Genomic DNA, 19,884 nt, shown 5'->3' with positions numbered 1-19,884 from the left:
AAGCGTTTCTAGAATGACCTGTGAACCCCCGGTCGTATCCGGTGGTTCGTTCCCTTCTTTCCAGAAAGATCCATCAGTGCAAAAAAACAAGGCCGAGAGTGGCAGCCAGCCCGCTGTGCGCGTCATCAAGAAGTACCCGAACCGGCGTCTGTACGACACCGATACTTCGTCGTACATCACGCTGGCCGAGGTCAAGACGCTTGTGATGGACAACGAGCCCTTCGTGGTTCGCGATGCCAAGACCAACGACGACCTCACGCGCAGCATCCTGCTGCAGATCATTCTGGAAGAGGAAACCGCCGGCGTGCCCATCTTCACCGAGCAGGTGCTGGCCAACATCATTCGCTTCTACGGACACGCCATGCAGGACTTCATGGGCGCCTACCTGGAGAAGAACGTGCAGATCTTCATGGACCTGCAGCACAAGATGACCGAGCAGTCCAGCGGTGTGAATCCCGAGGCCTGGAAGCAGTTCATGAACGTGCAATCGCCCATGATGCAGGGCATGATGGGCACCTACCTGGAGCAGTCGCGCAGCGCGTTCACCCAGATGCAGGAACAGATGCAGAAGAACAGCGAGCAGATGCTGGCCGCCCTGGGGCTCAAACGCTGAGGCGTGGCCCTCACTCCGCCGCTGGGCTGATCCGGCTTGGAGCGGATCGGCGCCGGATCATCCGCTCCTCTGCGGCGTTGCAGCAGGTCTGAGACAATCGGGGCATGTCTGAAACGCTTGTCCCGGTCGCCAACGCGGCCCCCAAAGTCGGTTTTGTCAGCCTGGGTTGCCCCAAGGCGCTCACCGACTCCGAACTCATCCTCACGCAACTCAGCGCCGAGGGCTACCAAACTTCCAAGACCTTCGCCGGTGCCGATCTGGTGATCGTCAACACCTGCGGCTTCATCGACGACGCCGTGCGCGAAAGCCTGGACACCATAGGTGAAGCCCTGGCCGAGAACGGCAAGGTCATCGTGACCGGTTGCTTGGGCGCGCGCGAAGGCGAGGGCGGGGGCAACCTTGTGCGCCAGATGCACCCCAGCGTGCTCGCCGTGACCGGACCGCACGCCACGCACGAGGTGATGACCGCGGTGCACCAGCATCTGCCCAAACCGCACGACCCGTTTGTGGATCTCGTGCCGCCGCAGGGCATCAAGCTCACGCCGCGCCACTACGCCTACCTGAAGATCAGTGAAGGCTGCAACCACCGCTGCACCTTTTGCATCATCCCCTCCATGCGCGGTGATCTGGTGAGTCGCCCGATCGGGGACGTGCTGACAGAAGCGCGAAAGTTGTTCGAGGCGGGCGTCAAGGAGCTGCTGGTGGTCAGCCAGGACACCTCGGCGTATGGCGTGGATGTGAAGTACCGTACCGGCTTCTGGGACGGCAAACCGGTCAAGACGCGCATGTTCGACCTGGTGCGCTCACTGGGTGAGTTGGCCAAAGGCTATGGTGCCTGGGTTCGCTTGCACTATGTGTACCCCTACCCCCACGTGGACGAGATCATCCCGCTCATGGCCGAAGGTTTGTGCTTGCCGTACCTCGACGTGCCGCTGCAGCACAGCCACCCCGATGTGTTGCGTCGCATGAAACGGCCGGCCAGTGGTGAAAGGAACCTTGAGCGCATCGCGCGCTGGCGCGAGCTGTGCCCCGAGATCGTTGTGCGCAGCACCTTCATTGCTGGTTTTCCCGGCGAGACGGAGGCTGAGTTCGATCACTTGCTGGACTTCCTGCGCGAAGCGCGCATTGACCGAGCGGGCTGCTTTGCCTACTCACCCGTTCCGGGCGCCACGGCCAACGCATTGCCCGATGCTGTGCCCGATGCCTTGCGTGAAGAGCGCCGAGCGCGCTTCATGGCGGTGGCCGAAGCCGTGTCGGCCGACAAGCTGCAACAACGCGTTGGCGCGACCATGCAGGTGCTGGTGGATTCGGCGCCCGGCATGGGCAAGAAGGGCGGCATTGGCCGCAGTTACGCGGACGCGCCAGAGATCGACGGATTGGTGCGTTTACTGCCGCCCGAGAAGATCAGCAAGACTTTAAAGGTGGGTGAATTCACCAAGGCGCGGGTCGTCGCAGCGCAGGGACACGACCTGTTGGCGGTCCCGATTTGATGGCGGAGGCCCGCCTCTTGGTGACCCCAGGCAGCGCGGCAACTGTTCAGCAACGCATGCTCCGAATTTCGGAGCATGTGATCAACGCGTCAGCAGGCGGTTGTCCGCTTGCTTGCGTTGAGACAAAAGAAAAGGGCTTGCAAACATCACGTTTGCAAGCCCTTATGATTGGTGCCCAGGAGAGGACTCGAACCTCCACGCCTCTCAGCGCTAGTACCTGAAACTAGTGCGTCTACCAATTCCGCCACCTGGGCATTTCAGGAAAAACGAAATTATAGCAGAGAAAAAGTGAACGAAAAAAACAGCCTGTTGGCCGAATATGAAGGTGTCGTCTCTGGTCATCGGGATGGCCATGGTTTTGTGATCCGCGACGATGGTCAGGCCGATATTTACCTGCCTTCCAACGAGATGCGGGCGGTCCTGCACAAGGACCGGGTCAAGGCTCGCATCGTGCGTCTGGACCGCAAGGGTCGCCCCGAAGGACGCGTGACGGAAATCGTCGAACGCTCCGATTCCCCCATCATCGGCCGCCTGCTCCAGGAGAGCGGTGTGTGGTTGGTGGCGCCCGAAGACAAGCGCTATGGGCAGGACGTGTTGATCCCCAAGGGGGCCACCGGTTCGGCAAAGCCGGGCCAGGTGGTGGTGGTGCAACTCACTGAGCCACCTGCGCTGTACGGGCAGCCGGTGGGTCGCGTGAAGGAAGTGCTGGGCGAGATCGACGACCCCGGCATGGAGATCGAGATTGCAGTGCGCAAATACGGTGTGCCTCACGAGTTCTCGGATGCCGCCATGGCGCAGGCACGTGCACTGCCCGACCATGTGCGCGCAGCCGATCACAAGGACCGTGTTGATCTGCGCGATGTGCCCCTGGTCACGATCGATGGTGAAGACGCGCGCGACTTCGACGACGCGGTGTACTGCGAGCCGGCAAAGGTCGGCAAGGGCAAAGGCTGGCGGTTGCTGGTCGCTATTGCCGATGTGAGCAACTATGTTCAGACCGGCTCGGCCATCGACATCGATGCATACGACCGCGCGACCTCGGTGTACTTCCCGCGCCGCGTGATCCCCATGCTGCCGGAGAAGCTCTCCAACGGCCTGTGCTCGCTCAACCCGGGCGTGGAGCGCCTGTGCATGGTGTGTGACATGCTGGTCAACGCCAAGGGCGAGGTCCATGCCTATCAGTTTTATCCAGCGGTGATGTTCAGTCACGCGCGCTTCACCTACACCGAAGTGGCGGCCATCCTGCAGAACACGCGTGGTCCCGAGGCGAGTCAGCGCAAGGCACTGGTGCCTTATCTGCTGAATCTTCACGACGTGTACCGCGCGCTCCTCGCAGCGCGTGGCGAGCGGGGTGCGGTGGACTTCGAGACCACCGAAACGCAGATTGTCTGCGATGAGTCGGGTCGCATCGAGAAGATCATTCCGCGCACCCGCAACGACGCCCACAAGGTGATTGAAGAAGCGATGCTGGCGGCCAACGTCTGCTCGGCCGACTTCATCAGCGAAGGCAAACACACTGGTCTGTTCCGCGTGCACGAAGGCCCGACGCCCGAGAAGCAGGAGATCCTGCGCAATTACCTCAAGGCCATGGGCGTGTCGCAGACGATTGGTGACAACCCCAAGCCGGCCGACTTCCAGAAGATCGCGGCCGCCACCAAGGATCGGCCCGAGTCGCAACAGATCCACACCATGCTGCTGCGCTCCATGCAGCAGGCCATCTACACGCCTGTCAACAGCGGTCACTTCGGCCTGGCCTTCGAGGCCTACACGCACTTCACCAGCCCGATCCGCCGCTATCCCGACTTGCTGGTGCACCGCGTGATCAAGGCGATCCTGGCGCGCAAGCGCTATGAGTTGCCCGCGCTGCCCACACCGGGCGAGGCACATGCCAAGCTGAGCAAACGCCTGGCCAGTCGAGCCAAGCCTTTGGCGGTGGGCGAGGTGGCGAAGAAGCCTTCGGTCGATACGCTGGCCTGGCAGGCTGCTGGCCTGCACTGCAGCGCCAACGAGCGCCGCGCAGATGAGGCCAGCCGCGACGTGGAGGCCTGGCTCAAGTGCAAATACATGCGCGAGCACCTGGGCGAGGAGTTCAGCGGTGTCGTGAGTTCGGTGACCAGCTTCGGACTGTTCGTCACGCTCGACGCCATGTACGTTGAAGGTCTCGTTCACATCACAGAGCTCGGTGGTGAGTACTTCCGCTTCGACGAAGCGCGGCAGGAATTGCGCGGCGAGCGAACGGGCATTCGTTATGCCCTGGGCACGCGAGTGCAGGTGCAGGTGAGCCGGGTGGACCTGGATGGTCGTCGCATCGACTTCCGTCTTGTCAGTGGCGACGACGATCTGGTGCTGCGAGCCATGCGCGACAAGACGGGTCAAGCTGGCCCGACAGATGGGGCCACCGGAGCCGGGCGCGGGGGAAAATCCCATCGGGGTCGCGGCTCCGAGGTCGCGCCCTCGGGCCGTCAGGAGCGCGCGCCGCGTGCACCGGCAATGGAAGTCAAGGCCGCGGTCAAGAAGGCCGCGGGCAAGAAGTCGGACCGCGGTGGTGCGCGCAGCACCGCCAATCAGCCACGCAAAAGCCGCCGTTGAAGGGTTTGCACACCGTGAGCAATGCTCCAAAGAAGACCCTGGCCAGGTCTGCCGCGCTGGAAATCCCCTCCACCAGCCGTGTGCGTTCGCGGCCGGTGAAGACCGCTGCGCCCAAAGTTTCGCCCATGCCCACCGAGCGCCCGCTGCGCATTGGCGTGTCGGCCCGGCTGCTGTACCAGGTGCCGCTTGAACTGGGGTTTCGCAACAAGAACCTTCAATACATCGAGCAGTCACTGGCGCACTGGATCATGGAGCATGGGGCCATTGCGTTCATGGTGCCCGCCGTCGCGCACGACAGCAAGCACGCAGCCCGCCATCTCAAAGTGGAGCATGTGGTACAGGAACTCGATGCGTTGGTGTTGCAGGGCGGTGCCGATGTGGCGCCTCAAACCTACGGGCAGACGCCGATCGACCCGCGCTGGCACGGCGACCTGGTGCGCGACAAATACGAACTGGCGCTGCTCAGAGCTTTTCTGACACAGAAAAAGCCGGTGCTGGGCGTGTGCCGCGGCGCGCAACTGCTCAACGTGGCGTTTGGCGGCACCCTGTACCAGGACATTCCCACCCAGTGCCCGGCGGCCCATGCCCATGTGGACACCGATCTGTATGACCAGCTCGAACACGACGTGACCTTTCTGCAGGGCACGGCGCTGACCAGGCTGTACCCCAATGCATCTCAGTTGCGGGTGACCAGCATCCACCATCAGGCGGTCGCCGAACTCGGCAAGGACATGGTGGTGGAGGCGGTATCGACGCTCGACGGCATGGTGGAGGCGATCCGCTGGACCGGCGACGCTTACGCCCGAGGTGTTCAGTGGCATCCGGAGTTCCATCACGGGCGGCACGCGCTGGCCGACAGCTCGCCGATCATGCTGGACTTCCTGGAGGCGTCTCGCGCCGCGGCCATGGAACGGCTGGCTGCGGGCCGCGAGTCCGATCCACGCGTGCCTCGTCCGCCATTGCGGTTGGCAGGCACCTGAACTCCGCAGCGCCTCGCCCGGTCTTCGCATCCACAACACTTCCGCAACACATCCGCAACACATGCGCATCGTCTTCTTCCTGCTCGAAACCCTGTTCTTTTTCCTGATGGCGATGGCTTTGCTGCGCGCCTGGATGAACCACTTGCGCGTGCACATGTCGGCCCAACCCGGGCGCTTTGCGATTGCCGTGACCGATTGGCTGGTCCAACCCGTGCGGCGCATCCTGCCGCGTGCGTTGGCGCAGAGCCGCATAGACTGGGGCAGCCTGCTGTCTGCCATGCTGCTGGCATTGGCTTATGGCGGCATCTGGCTGATGTTGGCAAACGGCGTGTCGGAGGTTTCGGCCTCGCCGGCCACCTGGGTGCTCACCATCCTGACCATGGCCCTGCGCATCCTGGTGCGCACGCTCCTGCAGGGCCTGATGATCCTGTTGATCGGCTACGCCATCTTGTCGTGGGTGCAGCCGCAGTCGCCCGTGATGGTCACACTGGATCGTCTGTGTGCGCCCCTGCTGCGCCCGATCCGCCGTGTGATTCCGCTCGTGGGCGGCGTCGATCTGTCGGTGCTGGTGCTCATCATCCTGCTGCAGGTCGGACTGATGATCCTGGGCTGATTGCCCGTCCCGCGTCAGCCGACGGGCCTGGCGCGCAAGGCCAGCTCGCCCGCCACCAGCGCCCGGTGCCCGGTCTTAGACTCTTCGCTGTCACCCCAGTGATCCGCCAGCCAACCGTGCTGGAACACCGCGCTTGCCACTCGGTCCAGCGCCGCTCCGCTCGACGAAACCGGCCGCGCCAAGGCACTGCCGATCATGCCCGCCAGCACATCGCCGGTGCCAGCCGTGGCGAGCGCGGCGTTGCCGGTGGGATTGATGCGTGTGGTCTCGTTCGGTGCGGCGATCACCGTGCCCGAACCCTTGAGAACACAGATGGCGCCGAACTGCGCGGCGATGGTTTGAGCGGCCTGCAGGCGGTCGATCATGACCTGGGCGGCGTCGGTGCCGAGCAGCCGCGCTGCTTCCAGCGGATGCGGGGTGAGCACGGTGATCCAGCCACGTCTCTGGCGGTGTGTCAGTTGTGCTTGCAGGTTGGCGTCTTGTGCGATGGCGTTGAGTGCATCGGCGTCCAGCACCAACCTGGTGGCGCTGGACAGTAAACGGGGCAGCATCGCCGCCACTGCCGCGCCACCCCCGCAACCGCAGACAACGCTGGCCCGCCGCAGCAGGGCGGTGTCCAGCCCGGTTTCCGGTCTGCGAAACATGAGTTCGGGGCACACAGGGTCCCAAGTGGTTTCGCTCTGCGAACCCGCTTCCAGCAGCCCGGCGAACACCCTTCCTGCGCCAGCGTGCAACGCCGCGCGGGCCGCCAGTACCGCCGCGCCCGTCATGCCCGCGCCGTTCGTGGCAACGCCCTGTCCACCGACGACCACCACATCACCAAAGCTGCCTTTGTGGCTGGCGTGCGGCATGGACGCCTTGGCGCCGGCATGCGCCGCCCGGCCGGCCAGCAAGGCCGTCACGGGCACGTCGGCAGCAGGCATCGCACCCAGATCGTCGAACCAGATCTGGCCCGAAGCATCTCGCCCCTGCCCGGTGAACAACCCCGGTTTCAAGGTCAGCAACGACAGGGTGTGGCGCGGGCCAGGCCGCATGGCGACGGCTGGGTCGTTCCCGACATGCTCTATCGCCGTCAGCCCACCGGTGTCGGCGTGCAGGCCACTGGGCAGGTCAACGCACAACACCGGCGCGGCGCTGGTGCGCAGCCTGGCCAGCCAGGCGGCGAGCGGTCCTCTCAGTGGACGTATGGCGCCGATGCCCAGCAGCGCGTCGATCGCGAGGTCGGCTTCGTCTGGTGGAGAGGAATGGAAAGCAACGCCTGCGACTTGCGCGGCGACCAGTGCCTGGCGCGCGTCTGGAGGCAGACGCGCGGGGTCGGCGGCATGGGTAACCACCACCCGCAGGGCGCTGCCCGACTGTCGCGCCCACGCGTGCAGGTGCATGGCGGCCACCAAACCATCCCCCCCGTTGTTGCCTGGCCCACAAGCCACCCAGATGCAGCGGGCATGGGGCGCCAGCGCCTGCGCGAGCCGCGCGACCGCCAGACCGGCCCGCGCCATCAGGGCATGGTGGGGCAGGGTGGCCTGGGCTGCATGCTCGATGGCCCGTGTGGCCGCCGTGTCAAAGAGGGGCTCAAGTCGATCGTTGTTGATGATTCGCATGGGCCCCAGTCTGGCTCAAAGTCCGTAGCGTTGGGGTGAACAGGCGCCCAGGTCAATGTCGGGTGTGCGGCCTTCGATGCGGTCGGCGAGTGCCCTCGCGGCACCACACGCCACGGACCACCCGACTTGTCCATGACCCAGGTTCAGCCAGATGCCGGGCAGCCGGCTCGCGCCGATCAGTGGCATTCCATCGGGCACGGTGGCCTGCACGCCGCGCCATTCCTGCACGCTTCCGGCCGGCCCGCCCAAGCGAACAGCGCCCGGAAACCAGTCGGACAGCGCGCGGTACAAGCGTTGCAATCCGGCTTTTGACGGTGGGCCGGATTCGCGTCCCCACTCGGCTCCGCCGGCCACGCGCACGCGCTGGCCGAGGCGGGCGATGGAAATGCCGTGCCGCGCATCCAGCACCGCCGATTGCGGTGCATCCATGGGTTCGCGCACCGCGGCACTCAGCGAATGGCCGACCACCGATTGCAGCGGCAATTTCAAGCCCAACGGTGAAAGCATGCCTGCAGCGGCCACGCCGGTGCAGACCATCACCGCATCGAACCGCTGCGCCATGTTGTTCGGGGTTTCGCCGGACGGGTGGGAGGCGGTGTGGGTGAGTGTCAGGTTCACACCGGCAGTCAATTGCGGTTCGATGCGGCTGACGATGGTGTTGAACTCGAAGCGGCAGCCCATCCGCTGAGCCTGGGCGCGCAACAAGACGGCGAATTCCCTGCAATTGGCCACAGCCTCCCCACCGAGTTCAACAGCGCCGTGCAGTGGCGTTTCGGTGTTGAGCGCGGGCTCCAGGGCGCGAGCCTCATCGGCCGAGAGCATCCTGGGTGTCAGGCCGAGGTCGCGCAGTTGTTGCAATGGGGCCGCGGCCACCGCGGCTTCCGGCTCGCTGCGCAACAGCACCAGCATGCCGTGGCTGCGATCGTGTTCAAACTGGTACCGGTCCGTGATCGCCTGCTGCCGCTCCTGGCTGTAGCGCACCCAACGGTGCATCTGCGCGTGGTTCGTCAGCATCCGCGAACCCTGGCCGGCACGCCGCCATTGCCATAGCCAACTCCATTCACTCCCGCTGGGCAGGCGCGACAGTTGGAGGCCGGCTCCGTTGGCGGACCAAGGCCATGCGAGGCGCCGGTGGTCGTGGGCCCAGGGCGCCGTCCAGCCCGGGGCGATGAGCGCGCCATTGGCAAAGCTGGCTTCTTCGGCCACCGTGCTGCGCCGCTCGAAGACCGTGACCTCATGGCCATCCTGTGACAACTCGTGCGCGCAGGCAATACCCACGACACCCGCTCCTACGATCGCGATTTTCAAACTTGGCTCCCTGAAAACTGCATTCTGCCGGTGAGCGGCAGGTGCTGTTCGAGGCTCGAAACGCTTGGCACGGTGTCAGGCATGGAGGGAGGCACGCAAAGTCGCCGGGCGGCGCACAACTGGCACGCCCGGTGGGGATGGCTGAAGGAAGGGATCAGACTGCTATAATCGACAGGCTTTGCGGGTGATGGGCGGGACAACAATCTCGCCAGCCCCGCAAGGCAAATCGCAAACCAGCCCAACCGGGTGTCGTCTGCGGCGACCGAATCAGAAGCGATTGGGTGGCCATCAGGTGATCGGGGCTGGATTTTAGACTCAACCTCTGGAAAGTTAACTCATGTCTATCTCCATGCGCGAAATGCTGGAAGCCGGTGTCCATTTCGGTCACCAAACCCGCTTCTGGAACCCCAAGATGGCTCCGTACATCTTCGGTCACCGCAACAAAATCCACATCGTCAACCTCGAAAAGACGCTGCCTCTGTTTGAAGATGCAGCCAAGTTCGTGCGCCAGCTCTCCGCCAACCGCGGCACCATCCTGATGGTGGGCACCAAGCGCCAGTCGCGCGACATCGTGGCCCAGGAAGCCCGCCGCGCCGGCGTGCCATTCGTCGACCAGCGCTGGCTCGGCGGCATGCTCACCAACTTCAAGACCGTCAAGACCTCGATCAAGCGTCTGAAGGACATGCAAGCCCAGAAAGAAGGCGGCCTGGACAGCATGACCAAGAAGGAGCAACTGACCTTCTCCCGCGAAATGGAAAAGCTGGAAAAGGACATTGGCGGCATTCAGGACATGACCGCCTTGCCCGACGCCATCTTCGTGATCGACGTGGGCTTCCACAAGATCGCCGTGCTCGAAGCGCAGAAGCTGGGCATCCCGCTGGTTGGTGTGGTGGATACCAACCACTCGCCCGTGGGCATTGACTACGTGATCCCCGGCAACGATGACTCGGCACGCGCCGTGGCTCTGTATGCCCGTGGCATCGCCGACGCCATCCTCGAAGGCCGCAGCAACGCCGTCAACGATGTCGTGAAGGCTGTTGCCGCCGAAGGCACCGACGAGTTCGTCGAAGTCAAGGAAAACACCGCCGCTTGAAGGCGCTGCTCCCATGAAAGAGGGGCTCGTGAGCCCCTTTTTCGCACCGAAAACCGATCATTGAACATGGCCGATCTCACCCACCAGCGTGAGGCGGCGCCAAGGAGAACACAGATGGCAATTACCGCAAGCATGGTCGCCGAACTGCGCGCCAAGACCGACGCTCCCATGATGGAGTGCAAAAAAGCCCTGACCGAAGCCGAAGGCGACATGGCCAAGGCCGAAGAGCTGCTGCGCGTCAAGCTCGGCACCAAGGCCGGCAAGGCCGCCAGCCGCGTGACGGCTGAAGGCGTCGTGGCCAGCTTCATCGAAGGCACCACCGGTGGCCTGATCGAAGTCAACTGCGAAACCGACTTCGTCACCAAGAACGACAGCTTCCTGGCCCTGGCCAACGCTGCCGCTCAGCTGGTGGCCAAGCACCAGCCGGCCGATGTCGCCGCGCTGGGCGCGCTGCCTTACAGCCAGGACGGCTTTGGCCCCACTCTGGAAGACGTGCGCAAGGGCCTGATCGGCAAGATCGGCGAGAACATGTCGTTCCGCCGCTTCAAGGCCTACAGCGGCTCGACCAAGCTGGCCGGCTACCTGCACGGAACCCGCATCGGTGTGGTGGTGGAGTTTGACGGCGAAGACGCCGCTGCCAAGGACGTCGCCATGCACGTGGCCGCCATGAAGCCTGTCGCCCTGACCAGCAATGACGTGCCCGCCGAGTTCATCGAGCGCGAGCGCTCGGTGGCCACGGCCAAGGCCGATGAGGCCAACAAGGAGCTGGTGGCCGCCGGCAAGCCCGCACAAAGCGCCGAAATCGTTGCCAAGCGCATCGACGGCGCTGTGCAGAAGTACCTCAAGGAAGTGTCGCTGTTCAACCAGCCCTTCGTGAAGAACGACAAGCAGACCGTCGAGGCAATGCTCAAGGCCGTGGGTACCACGGTCAAGGGTTTCACCTTGTATGTGGTGGGCGAGGGCATCGAGAAGAAAGTGGACGATTTCGCTGCCGAAGTGGCCGCCCAAGTCGCTGCCGCCAAGGGCGCCTGAGCGTTCTGTTGTGGCAGCCGTTGCTGCCCTGAACAAGACAACGGGCCGCAAGGCCCGTTGTCTTGTGTGTAACCGGCACCGAAGGGGAGTGGCTCCTCGGTACACTTGCCGGTTGAATTTTGTGTTTTCGCTTCCTGAAAGTTGTCACATGCCTGCCTACAAACGGATTCTGTTGAAGTTGTCGGGTGAAGCCCTCATGGGCGACGACGCCTTTGGCATTAATCGGGCCACCATCGTGCGCATGGTGGAAGAAATCGCAGAAGTCACCCGCCTGGGTGTGCAGGTGGCCATCGTCATCGGTGGTGGCAACATCTTCCGTGGCGTGGCGGGTGGTTCGGTCGGCATGGACCGCGCCACTGCCGATTACATGGGCATGCTGGCCACCGTGATGAACTCGCTGGCGCTGGCCGATACCATGGACAAGGCTGGCCTGGTGGCCCGCGTGATGTCGGCCATCGCCATCGAGCAGGTGGTCGAACCCTATGTGCGCCCGAAGGCGCTGCAGTACCTGGAGGAAGGCAAGGTCGTGGTCTTTGCCGCCGGCACGGGCAACCCCTTTTTCACCACCGACACGGCCGCCGCCTTGCGCGGTGCCGAAATCGGCGCCGAGATCGTGCTCAAGGCCACCAAGGTGGACGGTGTGTACAGCGCCGACCCGAACAAGGACCCCACCGCCACCCGATACGCCTCGATCACCTTTGACGAAGCCATGTCCAAGAACCTGCAGGTCATGGACGCCACTGCCTTCGCGCTGTGCCGCGATCAGAAGCTGCCGGTGAAGGTGTTTTCGATCTTCAAGCCGGGCGCATTGCGCGATGTGGTGATGGGCAAGGATGAAGGCACGTTGGTTCACGTGTGATGCCCCAAGGCGCGCACCACTTGCTGAAATGAGGAGTTTTCATGAGCGTTGATGACATTCGCAAAACCGCCGAGCACAAGATGATGCAGTCGGTTGAAGCGTTCAAGAACGGATTAACCAAGATCCGCACCGGTCGCCCCAACCCCGCGCTGCTCGACACCGTGCACGTGGACTATTACGGCTCCATGCTGCCGCTGTCCCAAGTGGCCAACCTCACCTTGCTCGATTCGCGCACGATCGGTGTGGCGCCATGGGAAAAGGGCATGGGAGCCAAGATCGAGAAAGCCATTCGCGAATCTGACCTGGGTTTGAACCCTTCGAGTCAAGGCGATTTGATCCGCGTTCCCATGCCGCCAATGACCGAAGAGCGCCGCAAGGAGCTCACCAAGGTCGTGCGCGGGGATGGCGAGGCCGCCAAGATCGCCATCCGCAACCTGCGGCGCGATGCCAACGAACAGGTGAAGAAGCTGGTGAAGGAAAAGCTGGCGTCCGAGGACGACGATCGCCGTTCGCAGGAAGACATCCAGAAGCTCACCGACCGTGTCATCAACGAGGTGGACCGACTCGTGGCCGGCAAGGAGCAGGACATCATGGCGGTCTGACCGCAGGCCTGTCAGCAACCCCACGCACCTCAAACATGTCCCAGCCCAGTTCCACACCAGACGTACCCGCGGCCTCGATGCCCCGCCACGTCGCCATCGTGATGGACGGCAACGGCCGGTGGGCGCAGAAGCGCTGGTTGCCCCGCGTGGCGGGGCACAAACAGGGCGTTGAAGCTCTGCGCCGCGTCGTCAAGGCGTGCCTGGAGCGCGGTGTGTCCGTGCTGACGGTGTTCGCGTTCTCCTCTGAAAACTGGAACCGTCCAGTGGAGGAAGTTTCCAGCCTGATGGACTTGCTGGTGCTGGCGCTCTCGCGAGAAGTGCCCTCGCTGAGCGGCAATGGCGTACGTCTGCACTTTCCTGGTGATCGCCGTGGGCTGTCCAACCGCGTTGTGCAAGGCCTGATGGTTGCCGAGCGCGACACGGCTCACAACGTCAAGCTCGTGCTCAATGTCTGCTTCAACTACGGCGGACGCTGGGACGTGGCGCAGGCCGCCCAGCGGCTGGCCGCGCAAGGGCGCGAGATCACTGAGGCAAGCCTCAACGGTGAGCTGGCCCTGGCGCATGTGCCCGACCCCGACCTCCTGATCCGCACCGGCGGCGAGCTGCGCATCAGCAACTTCCTCCTCTGGCAGGCGGCCTACACCGAGCTGGTGTTCACCCCATGCCTGTGGCCGGACTTCGACGCGGCGGAGTTGGACCGAGCCCTGCTGGAGTACGCCAACCGCGAGCGCCGCTTCGGTCAGACGTCGGAGCAAGTCGGCCATGCCGAGCCCCTGCTCGCGGTGGGTGGCGACCGACATGCTTAGACAGCGCGTCATCACCGCCTTGCTGCTGCTGGCGGTCTTGTTGCCGGCGCTGTTTTATCCCTCCATCGAACCCTTTGCGGCCCTCACGTTGCTGCTGATCGTGGCGGCCGGGTGGGAGTGGTCGCGCCTCAATGGGGTGGGCTCGCGTCCGGCGCTCGCGTTCGGTCTGTGTCTGGGTGTGGCCATGGCGGCCCTTTGGCTATCGGGCGGTCTGAACCACTCCTGGCGCCCCTTGTGGATCGGCGTGGGGGCATTTTGGGTTGTGTTGTCCATGGCCATGCTCGCGCGCGGTGTGTCGGGCTGGGGTGCATGGCCTGCTGGTCTGCGCCTGTGGTTGGGCTTGGCCCTGATCGGCTGCGCGTGGCTAGCCATGGTGCAGGCTCGCCTCATGGGATTGGGCTTTCTGCTGTCGGTGCTGCTGCTGGTGTGGATGGCCGACATCGCTGCCTACTTTGGGGGCAAGGCATTCGGGCGCCGCAAGCTCGCTCCCACCATCAGCCCGGGCAAGTCGTGGGAAGGCGCCATCAGCGGTTTCATCGGCGTGTTCGTTCTGGCGGCAGCCTGGCTCTGGGCCGACGCAAAAGGCATGGGCAGCGCGACCAGCCTGTATGCCCGACTCTGGGCTTTCGGGCCGCTGTTGGCCGTGTTGTCGTTGGGCTTCATGGTGGCCATGAGCGTGGTCGGCGACTTGGTGGAGTCCCTGGTCAAGCGCAGCGCAGGCGTGAAGGATTCCAGTAACCTGCTGCCCGGCCACGGCGGTGTGCTCGACCGGGTCGACGCCTTGCTGCCGGTGTTGCCGTTGGCGATGATGCTCTCCACCCTCTGATATTCATGAACGCCACGCAGTCCATCACCATTCTGGGGTCCACCGGGTCGATCGGCACAAGCACGCTGGACGTGCTGGCCCGCCATCCCGACCGCTACCGCGTGTTTGCCCTCACGGCGTCCACACAGGTCGATCTGATGTTGGCGCAGTGCCAGCAGTTCGCCCCTCGGTATGCCGTGATGGTGAGCCCGGCGCACGCCAGGCAGTTGGCCAACCGGGTGCGAGAACTCGGTCTGAAGGTGCAGGTGCTCTCGGGTGCGCAGGCCCTGTGCGACGTGTGCATCGATGCCGAGGTGGATGCGGTCATGGCCGCCATCGTGGGCGCTGCCGGCCTGGCGCCCAGCCTGGCAGCGGCACGCGCGGGCAAAAAGCTGCTGCTGGCCAACAAGGAAGCCTTGGTGGTGGGGGGCGCGCTGTTCATGCAGGCGGTGCGCGATGGCGGTGCCATGCTGCTTCCCATCGACAGCGAGCACTCCGCTGTCTTCCAGTCGCTGCCTGAAGACCCGGCGTCGTGGTCGCGCCGGGTGGAGAAGATCGTCTTGACAGCGTCCGGCGGACCGTTTCGCACGCGCGACCCCCAGACCCTGGCACAGGTGACCCCCAATGAAGCCTGCGCGCATCCCAACTGGGTGATGGGGCGCAAGATATCGGTCGACTCGGCCACCATGATGAACAAGGCGCTTGAAGTGATCGAGGCCTGTTATCTCTTTGGCCTGCCATCGGCGCAGATCGAGGTGGTGATCCACCCGCAAAGCGTGATCCATTCGATGGTTCAGTACAACGACGGCTCGGTGGTTGCGCAACTCGGCACGCCCGATATGCGGGTCCCGATTGCCTACGGTCTGGCTTGGCCCGAGCGCATTGCATCGGGCGCCGCTGCGCTGGATTTCAGCACCTTGGGAGCGTTGACATTCGAGAAACCCGATGACCTGCGTTTTCCAGGGCTTCAATTGGCGTGGGACTCCCTCAACGGCCCGATCGGGACCACCGCGGTGCTCAATGCGGCCAACGAGGTGGCCGTGGCGGCGTTTCTCGATCAGCGGTTGCGCTTTGACCAGATCCACGTCATCAACGATGCAACTTTGCAGGCACTGGTGCCCTCCAAGCCCAACGACTTGCCCGACTTGCTGGCCATTGACCAGCAGGCGCGCCAACTGGCACAAGCCCAGGTCGAGCGCCTGTCTCGCTGACCGCGTTGACGCACAGGTGCTGAAGCCCGCGTTTTTCAACTTCACGACCCGTCCACCATGCTCACACTCGTTGCTTTTGTGGTTGCCCTCGGCCTGCTGATTGCGGTGCATGAATACGGGCACTACCGCGCGGCAGTGGCTTGTGGCGTGAAGGTGCTTCGGTTCTCGGTGGGTTTTGGAAAACCGCTGCTGACATGGCGCAAAAAAGGCAGCCCTACCGAGTTCGTGCTGTGTGCCTTGCCGTTGGGCGGGTACGTGCGCATGCTGGACGAACGCGAGGCGCCGGTCGACGCGGCGGAACGCCACCTCGCTTTCAACACCCAGCCCCTGCGCTCGCGCGCGGCCATCGTTGCCGCCGGCCCCGCGGCCAATCTGCTGTTGGCCGTGTTGCTGTATGCGGTGGTGAACTGGAGCGGCGTCGAAGAACCCAAGCCCGTGTTGGCCAGCCCGGCAGCGGGCTCGCTGGCTGCAGACGCAGGGCTGCGGGGTGGCGAATGGGTGTCTCAGGCCGGAGCCGATGAAGACAGCCTCACCGACGTAGGCTCTTTCGAAGACCTGCGCTGGCGCCTGACCCAGGCCGCCCTGTCGAGTGAAGACATGACGTTGCGAGTCAGCAACCAGGAGGGCGGAGTGCCCCGTTCGGTGCTGCTGCCCCTGGCCCAGCTCGATGTGCGCGAGGCCGATGCCAGCCTGTTCCAGAAGATCGGTATCAACGGACCCTGGACGCAACCTGTGGTGGGCGAGGTGATGGCGGGCGGTGCCGCCGCAGCCGCCGGCTTGCAGGCCGGGGACACCGTTCGCAGCGTGGATGGCGCTGCCGTGTCCGATGGCCAGGGTCTGCGCGCATTGATCCGCGCATCCACCGGCGCTGCCGGTGAAGCCCGCGAACAGCAATGGATCGTGGAGCGCGGGGGACAGACCGTCCATCTGATGGTCAAGCCGGTTCCTGAATTGCAAGGCGATGCGTGGGTGGGACGCATTGGAGCCTACGTCGGCGCCGCACCCGAGATGATGACGGTGCGCCATGGGCCGGTGGACGGTTTGCTCAAGGGCGTGGTGCGCACCTGGGAAGTGTCTTGGCTCACGCTGAAGATGATGGGTCGCATGCTGATTGGCGAAGCGTCGGTCAAGAACCTCAGCGGGCCGCTGACGATTGCCGACTACGCTGGCAAATCGGCCAGCCTGGGCATCACCTCTTACATCCTGTTTCTGGCTCTCATCAGCGTGAGTCTGGGGGTGCTGAATCTGCTGCCGCTGCCGGTCTTGGACGGTGGGCACCTGATGTATTATCTTTGGGAGGGTGTGACCGGTCGCAGCGTGTCTGACGTTTGGATGGAGCGCCTGCAACGCGGTGGTGTCGTGGTTCTCATGGCGCTCATGTCCGTTGCCTTGTTCAATGATGTGGCCCGCTTGGCTGGCTGAACACTTTTCCTCATGACAAAAAACAAAAACGGTCTGCGTGGCCTGACCCTTTCAGCGCTCGCGGCCGCCTTGCTGAGCGCTTTGCCCGCCTGGGCCGTTGATCCATTCACCTTGCGCGACATCCGCGTGGAGGGACTGCAGCGGGTTGAACCCGGCACGGTGTTCGCATCGCTGCCGTTCCGCATTGGTGACCTGTACAGCGATGACAAGGGTTCAACCGCGATCCGTTCGCTGTTTGGCTTGGGGCTGTTCAGCGACATCCGCCTCCAGATCAATGGTGACGTGCTGGTGGTGATCGTGGAAGAGCGGCCCACAGTGGCCGATGTGAGCTTCTCCGGCATCAAGGAATTCGACAACGATGTGCTGACCAAGGCACTGCGCGACATCGGGCTGACCGAGGGCCGACCGTTCGACAAGGCGCTGGCCGACCGTGCCGAGCAGGAACTCAAGCGCCAGTACATCAGCAGGAGCATGTATGCCGCCCAGGTGGTGACCACGGTCACGCCGGGTGAGCGCAACCGGGTCAACCTCAATTTCAGCGTGGTTGAAGGCGAAGTCGCCAAGATCAAGGAAATCCGGATCGTGGGCAACCAGGCCTTTTCCGAGTCGACCTTGCGCAACCTGTTCGACCTCGATACAGGTGGCTGGCTGAGTTGGTACACGAAGTCCGACCGTTACTCGCGTGCCAAGCTCAACGCCGACATCGAAACGCTGCGCTCGTATTACCTCACCCGAGGCTACCTTGAGTTCCGCATCGACTCAACGCAGGTCGCCATCTCGCCTGACAAGCAGGACATGTCGATCACGCTGAACATCACTGAGGGCAACCGCTACGTGGTGTCGTCGGTGGCGCTGGAGGGCGAGTACCTGGGCAAGGAAGATGAGTTCAAGTCCCTGGTGACCCTGCGTGCCGGTGAGGCCTACAACTCCGAAGACGTCAACAGCACCGTGAAGGCATTCACCGATTACTTCGGCGCCTTCGGATACGCCTTCGCACAGGTGGTAGCCACCCCTGAGATCGATCGCGTCAACAAGCGCGTCTCGTTCGTGGTGCGCGGCCAGCCGGCCCGGCGCGTATATGTGCGCCGCATCAACGTCGAAGGCAACAACCGCACGCGCGACGAAGTCGTGCGCCGCGAATTCCGCCAGCTCGAATCGGCCTGGTACGACAGCGATCGCATCCGCCTGTCCCGCGATCGCGTGGACCGCCTGGGCTTCTTCACCGAGGTCGGTATCGACACACAGCCCGTGCCGGGCTCGCCAGACCAGGTTGATCTCACCATTTCGGTGGTGGAAAAGCCCACCGGCAACCTGTCGCTGGGCGCGGGCTACTCGCAAGCCGAGGAGCTGTCGATCATCGCGGGCATTCGCCAGGAGAACGTGTTCGGTTCGGGCAACTACCTCGGCATCGACATCAACACCAGCAAGTTCAACCGTCAGCTGGTGGTCAGCACTGTGGATCCGTATTTCACACCCGACGGCATCTCGCGCAGCATTGACGCCTACTACCGAACAACGCGGCCCTACGACACCCAGTCCACCACCGACACCGGTGACTATCGCCTGATCACCAAGGGCATGTCCTTGCGCTTTGGCGTGCCGTTCACCGAGGCCGACACGGTGTTCTTTGGTGCCGGTATCGAGCAGACAACGATTGAATCCGGCATTTTTCTGCCAGATGCATACGCGGCTTACCGAGATGAGTTTGGCGAAACCAGCAACACCTTGCCATTGACGGTGGGCTGGTCGCGCGATACCCGTGACAGTGCGTTGGTGCCCACCCGGGGCCGCCTGCAGCGATTCAACACCGAACTCGGCGTCGCTGGCGACGCTCGCTACGTCAAGGCGAACTACCAGTTTCAGCAGTATTACCCGCTGAGCAAGCAGTACACCCTGGCCCTGAACAGCGAGCTGGGTTTCGGCAAAGGCCTGGGTGGGCGCCCCTATCCGGTGTTCAAGAACTTCTTTGGCGGTGGCCTGGGTTCTGTGCGCGGGTTTGAGCAAGGCACCCTCGGCCCCAGTTCACTGGTCACGGGCTCCACGGACACCGTCAACATCGGCGGCAACCGCAGCATTGCGCTCAATGCCGAGTTCATTGCTCCATTTCCCGGCGCCGGCAACGACCGCAGCCTGCGCATGTTCGGGTTTGTGGACGTGGGCAATGTGTTTGGTGAGAACGACTCACGCCCGAATGCCAAAGACCTGCGTGCTTCAGTGGGCGTGGGCCTGAGCTGGATCTCGCCTGTCGGTCCGCTCAGATTCGCCATCGCCAACCCCATTCGGAAATTCACTGGCGATAAAATCCAGAAATTCCAGTTTCAGATCGGAACCTCCTTTTGATGAAGACACTTACCAGCCTGTTCAACCGCAAGACGCTCGTTGCCGTGGCCCTGGGGCTCGCAACGCTCGGCGTTGCCGCGCAAGACCTGCGTATCGGCTTCGTGAACCTGGAGCGCATCTTGCGCGACTCCAACTCGGCCAAGGCCGCTCAGACCAAACTCGAGCAGGAATTCTCCCGCCGCGAGAAAGAAGTGCAGGCCTTGGCTGCTCAACTCAAGACGGCGTCAGAGAAGTTCGAGCGTGAAGCGCCCACGCTGCCTGACAGTCAGCGCACCGCGCGCCAGCGACAACTGGTTGACCAGGATCGAGACTTTCAGCGCAAGCAGCGCGAGTTCCAGGAAGACCTGAACATGCGCAAGAACGAAGAGCTGCAAAGCGTTCTGGAACGCGCCAACCGCATCATCCGCCAGGTGGCCGAGGCGGAAAAATTCGACTTGGTCCTTCAGGAGGCGGTCTACATCAACCCCAAGCACGACATCACCGACAAGGTGCTTAGCGGCTTGAACGGCGCCAAGTAAGC

At 63.6% G+C, this 19,884-nt stretch carries 17 protein-coding genes and 1 tRNA gene; 15 read left to right on the top strand and 3 right to left on the bottom strand.

Going from position 1 to position 19,884, the window contains the following annotated elements; genetic code table 11:
* Positions 1-76: 76 nt before the first annotated feature.
* Positions 77-613 (top strand): polyhydroxyalkanoate synthesis repressor PhaR, encoded by a 537-nt coding sequence (gene phaR / locus ASE11_RS23785; protein WP_056277839.1) that lies wholly within the window; start codon positions 77-79, stop codon positions 611-613.
* Between the two features lie 104 nt (positions 614-717).
* Entirely contained in the window at positions 718-2,103 is a 1,386-nt protein-coding gene (gene rimO / locus ASE11_RS23780; RefSeq protein WP_056277838.1) for a 30S ribosomal protein S12 methylthiotransferase RimO, read from the top strand.
* Positions 2,104-2,272: 169 nt separating this feature from the next.
* Here the strand turns inward: rimO and ASE11_RS23775 are convergent.
* Positions 2,273-2,357: transfer RNA gene (locus ASE11_RS23775), tRNA-Leu, on the bottom strand.
* Between the two features lie 34 nt (positions 2,358-2,391).
* On the opposite strand from ASE11_RS23775, the gene rnr reads away from it, so the two are divergent.
* The 3 genes from rnr (at position 2,392) to ASE11_RS23760 (ending at position 6,285) form a co-directional block, all read left to right on the top strand.
* Positions 2,392-4,692: a ribonuclease R gene (rnr, locus tag ASE11_RS23770; RefSeq protein ID WP_056277834.1), complete on the top strand. Its 2,301-nt coding sequence runs from the start codon at positions 2,392-2,394 to the stop codon at positions 4,690-4,692.
* A 14-nt stretch (positions 4,693-4,706) separates the two neighbouring features.
* Entirely contained in the window at positions 4,707-5,672 is a 966-nt protein-coding gene (locus ASE11_RS23765; protein WP_235501440.1) for a gamma-glutamyl-gamma-aminobutyrate hydrolase family protein, read from the top strand.
* A gap of 61 nt (positions 5,673-5,733) precedes the next feature.
* Positions 5,734-6,285, top strand: a complete 552-nt coding sequence (locus ASE11_RS23760; protein ID WP_056277831.1) for a YggT family protein — start codon at positions 5,734-5,736, stop codon at positions 6,283-6,285.
* Between the two features lie 14 nt (positions 6,286-6,299).
* Here ASE11_RS23760 and ASE11_RS23755 read toward each other — a convergent pair whose 3' ends face one another.
* Both ASE11_RS23755 and ASE11_RS23750 read right to left on the bottom strand, forming a co-directional pair.
* Positions 6,300-7,886 (bottom strand): bifunctional ADP-dependent NAD(P)H-hydrate dehydratase/NAD(P)H-hydrate epimerase, encoded by a 1,587-nt coding sequence (locus ASE11_RS23755; protein ID WP_056277828.1) that lies wholly within the window; start codon positions 7,884-7,886, stop codon positions 6,300-6,302.
* 15 nt (positions 7,887-7,901) lie between these two features.
* Complete coding sequence (locus ASE11_RS23750; protein ID WP_082585989.1) at positions 7,902-9,194, bottom strand: FAD-dependent oxidoreductase; 1,293 nt, start codon at positions 9,192-9,194, stop codon at positions 7,902-7,904.
* Between the two features lie 337 nt (positions 9,195-9,531).
* Between ASE11_RS23750 and rpsB the strand changes: the two genes are divergently transcribed.
* The 10 genes from rpsB to ASE11_RS23700 all read left to right on the top strand — a co-directional run bounded on the left by rpsB (position 9,532) and on the right by ASE11_RS23700 (position 19,882).
* Complete coding sequence (rpsB, locus tag ASE11_RS23745; RefSeq protein WP_056277823.1) at positions 9,532-10,287, top strand: 30S ribosomal protein S2; 756 nt, start codon at positions 9,532-9,534, stop codon at positions 10,285-10,287.
* A gap of 114 nt (positions 10,288-10,401) precedes the next feature.
* Entirely contained in the window at positions 10,402-11,319 is a 918-nt protein-coding gene (tsf, locus tag ASE11_RS23740; protein WP_056277820.1) for a translation elongation factor Ts, read from the top strand.
* 148 nt (positions 11,320-11,467) lie between these two features.
* Positions 11,468-12,178 (top strand): UMP kinase, encoded by a 711-nt coding sequence (gene pyrH / locus ASE11_RS23735; RefSeq protein WP_056277817.1) that lies wholly within the window; start codon positions 11,468-11,470, stop codon positions 12,176-12,178.
* A 41-nt stretch (positions 12,179-12,219) separates the two neighbouring features.
* On the top strand, positions 12,220-12,780 hold the full coding sequence (gene frr / locus ASE11_RS23730) for a ribosome recycling factor (protein WP_056277813.1): 561 nt from the start codon (positions 12,220-12,222) through the stop codon (positions 12,778-12,780).
* 35 nt (positions 12,781-12,815) lie between these two features.
* Positions 12,816-13,586 carry a polyprenyl diphosphate synthase gene (uppS, locus tag ASE11_RS23725; RefSeq protein ID WP_056277810.1) on the top strand — a complete coding sequence of 257 codons (771 nt, stop codon included), beginning with the start codon at positions 12,816-12,818 and terminating at the stop codon, positions 13,584-13,586.
* On the top strand, positions 13,579-14,412 hold the full coding sequence (locus ASE11_RS23720; protein ID WP_056277807.1) for a phosphatidate cytidylyltransferase: 834 nt from the start codon (positions 13,579-13,581) through the stop codon (positions 14,410-14,412). Before uppS ends, ASE11_RS23720 begins: the two co-directional genes overlap by 8 nt.
* A 5-nt stretch (positions 14,413-14,417) precedes the next feature.
* Positions 14,418-15,602: a 1-deoxy-D-xylulose-5-phosphate reductoisomerase gene (ispC, locus tag ASE11_RS23715; RefSeq protein WP_056277804.1), complete on the top strand. Its 1,185-nt coding sequence runs from the start codon at positions 14,418-14,420 to the stop codon at positions 15,600-15,602.
* 57 nt (positions 15,603-15,659) lie between these two features.
* Entirely contained in the window at positions 15,660-17,024 is a 1,365-nt protein-coding gene (rseP, locus tag ASE11_RS23710) for an RIP metalloprotease RseP (protein WP_056277802.1), read from the top strand.
* 12 nt (positions 17,025-17,036) lie between these two features.
* Positions 17,037-19,364: an outer membrane protein assembly factor BamA gene (gene bamA / locus ASE11_RS23705; RefSeq protein ID WP_056277799.1), complete on the top strand. Its 2,328-nt coding sequence runs from the start codon at positions 17,037-17,039 to the stop codon at positions 19,362-19,364.
* A complete protein-coding gene (locus ASE11_RS23700; protein ID WP_056277796.1) occupies positions 19,364-19,882 on the top strand; it encodes an OmpH family outer membrane protein in 519 nt (172 codons plus the stop codon). The genes bamA and ASE11_RS23700 overlap by 1 nt, the downstream gene beginning before the upstream one ends.
* The last annotated feature ends 2 nt before the right edge of the window (positions 19,883-19,884 follow it).

It is taken from the genome of Hydrogenophaga sp. Root209 (genome assembly GCF_001428625.1).
Lineage (GTDB): Bacteria > Pseudomonadota > Gammaproteobacteria > Burkholderiales > Burkholderiaceae_C > Hydrogenophaga.
Note: the sequence above shows the minus strand (reverse complement) of the source record. Positions and strands in the feature narration are given on the sequence as shown.

What these genes read in the sequence shown, in the direction of transcription:
- rimO (WP_056277838.1), top strand. Translation starts at nt 718, where the DNA reads ATGTCTGAAACGCTTGTCCCGGTCGCCAACGCGGCCCCCAAAGTCGGT.
- ASE11_RS23760 (WP_056277831.1), top strand. Translation starts at nt 5,734, where the DNA reads ATGCGCATCGTCTTCTTCCTGCTCGAAACCCTGTTCTTTTTCCTGATG.
- ASE11_RS23755 (WP_056277828.1), bottom strand. Translation starts at nt 7,886, where the DNA reads ATGCGAATCATCAACAACGATCGACTTGAGCCCCTCTTTGACACGGCG.
- rpsB (WP_056277823.1), top strand. Translation starts at nt 9,532, where the DNA reads ATGTCTATCTCCATGCGCGAAATGCTGGAAGCCGGTGTCCATTTCGGT.
- tsf (WP_056277820.1), top strand. Translation starts at nt 10,402, where the DNA reads ATGGCAATTACCGCAAGCATGGTCGCCGAACTGCGCGCCAAGACCGAC.
- pyrH (WP_056277817.1), top strand. Translation starts at nt 11,468, where the DNA reads ATGCCTGCCTACAAACGGATTCTGTTGAAGTTGTCGGGTGAAGCCCTC.
- frr (WP_056277813.1), top strand. Translation starts at nt 12,220, where the DNA reads ATGAGCGTTGATGACATTCGCAAAACCGCCGAGCACAAGATGATGCAG.
- uppS (WP_056277810.1), top strand. Translation starts at nt 12,816, where the DNA reads ATGTCCCAGCCCAGTTCCACACCAGACGTACCCGCGGCCTCGATGCCC.
- ASE11_RS23720 (WP_056277807.1), top strand. Translation starts at nt 13,579, where the DNA reads ATGCTTAGACAGCGCGTCATCACCGCCTTGCTGCTGCTGGCGGTCTTG.
- ispC (WP_056277804.1), top strand. Translation starts at nt 14,418, where the DNA reads ATGAACGCCACGCAGTCCATCACCATTCTGGGGTCCACCGGGTCGATC.
- rseP (WP_056277802.1), top strand. Translation starts at nt 15,660, where the DNA reads ATGCTCACACTCGTTGCTTTTGTGGTTGCCCTCGGCCTGCTGATTGCG.
- bamA (WP_056277799.1), top strand. Translation starts at nt 17,037, where the DNA reads ATGACAAAAAACAAAAACGGTCTGCGTGGCCTGACCCTTTCAGCGCTC.
- ASE11_RS23700 (WP_056277796.1), top strand. Translation starts at nt 19,364, where the DNA reads ATGAAGACACTTACCAGCCTGTTCAACCGCAAGACGCTCGTTGCCGTG.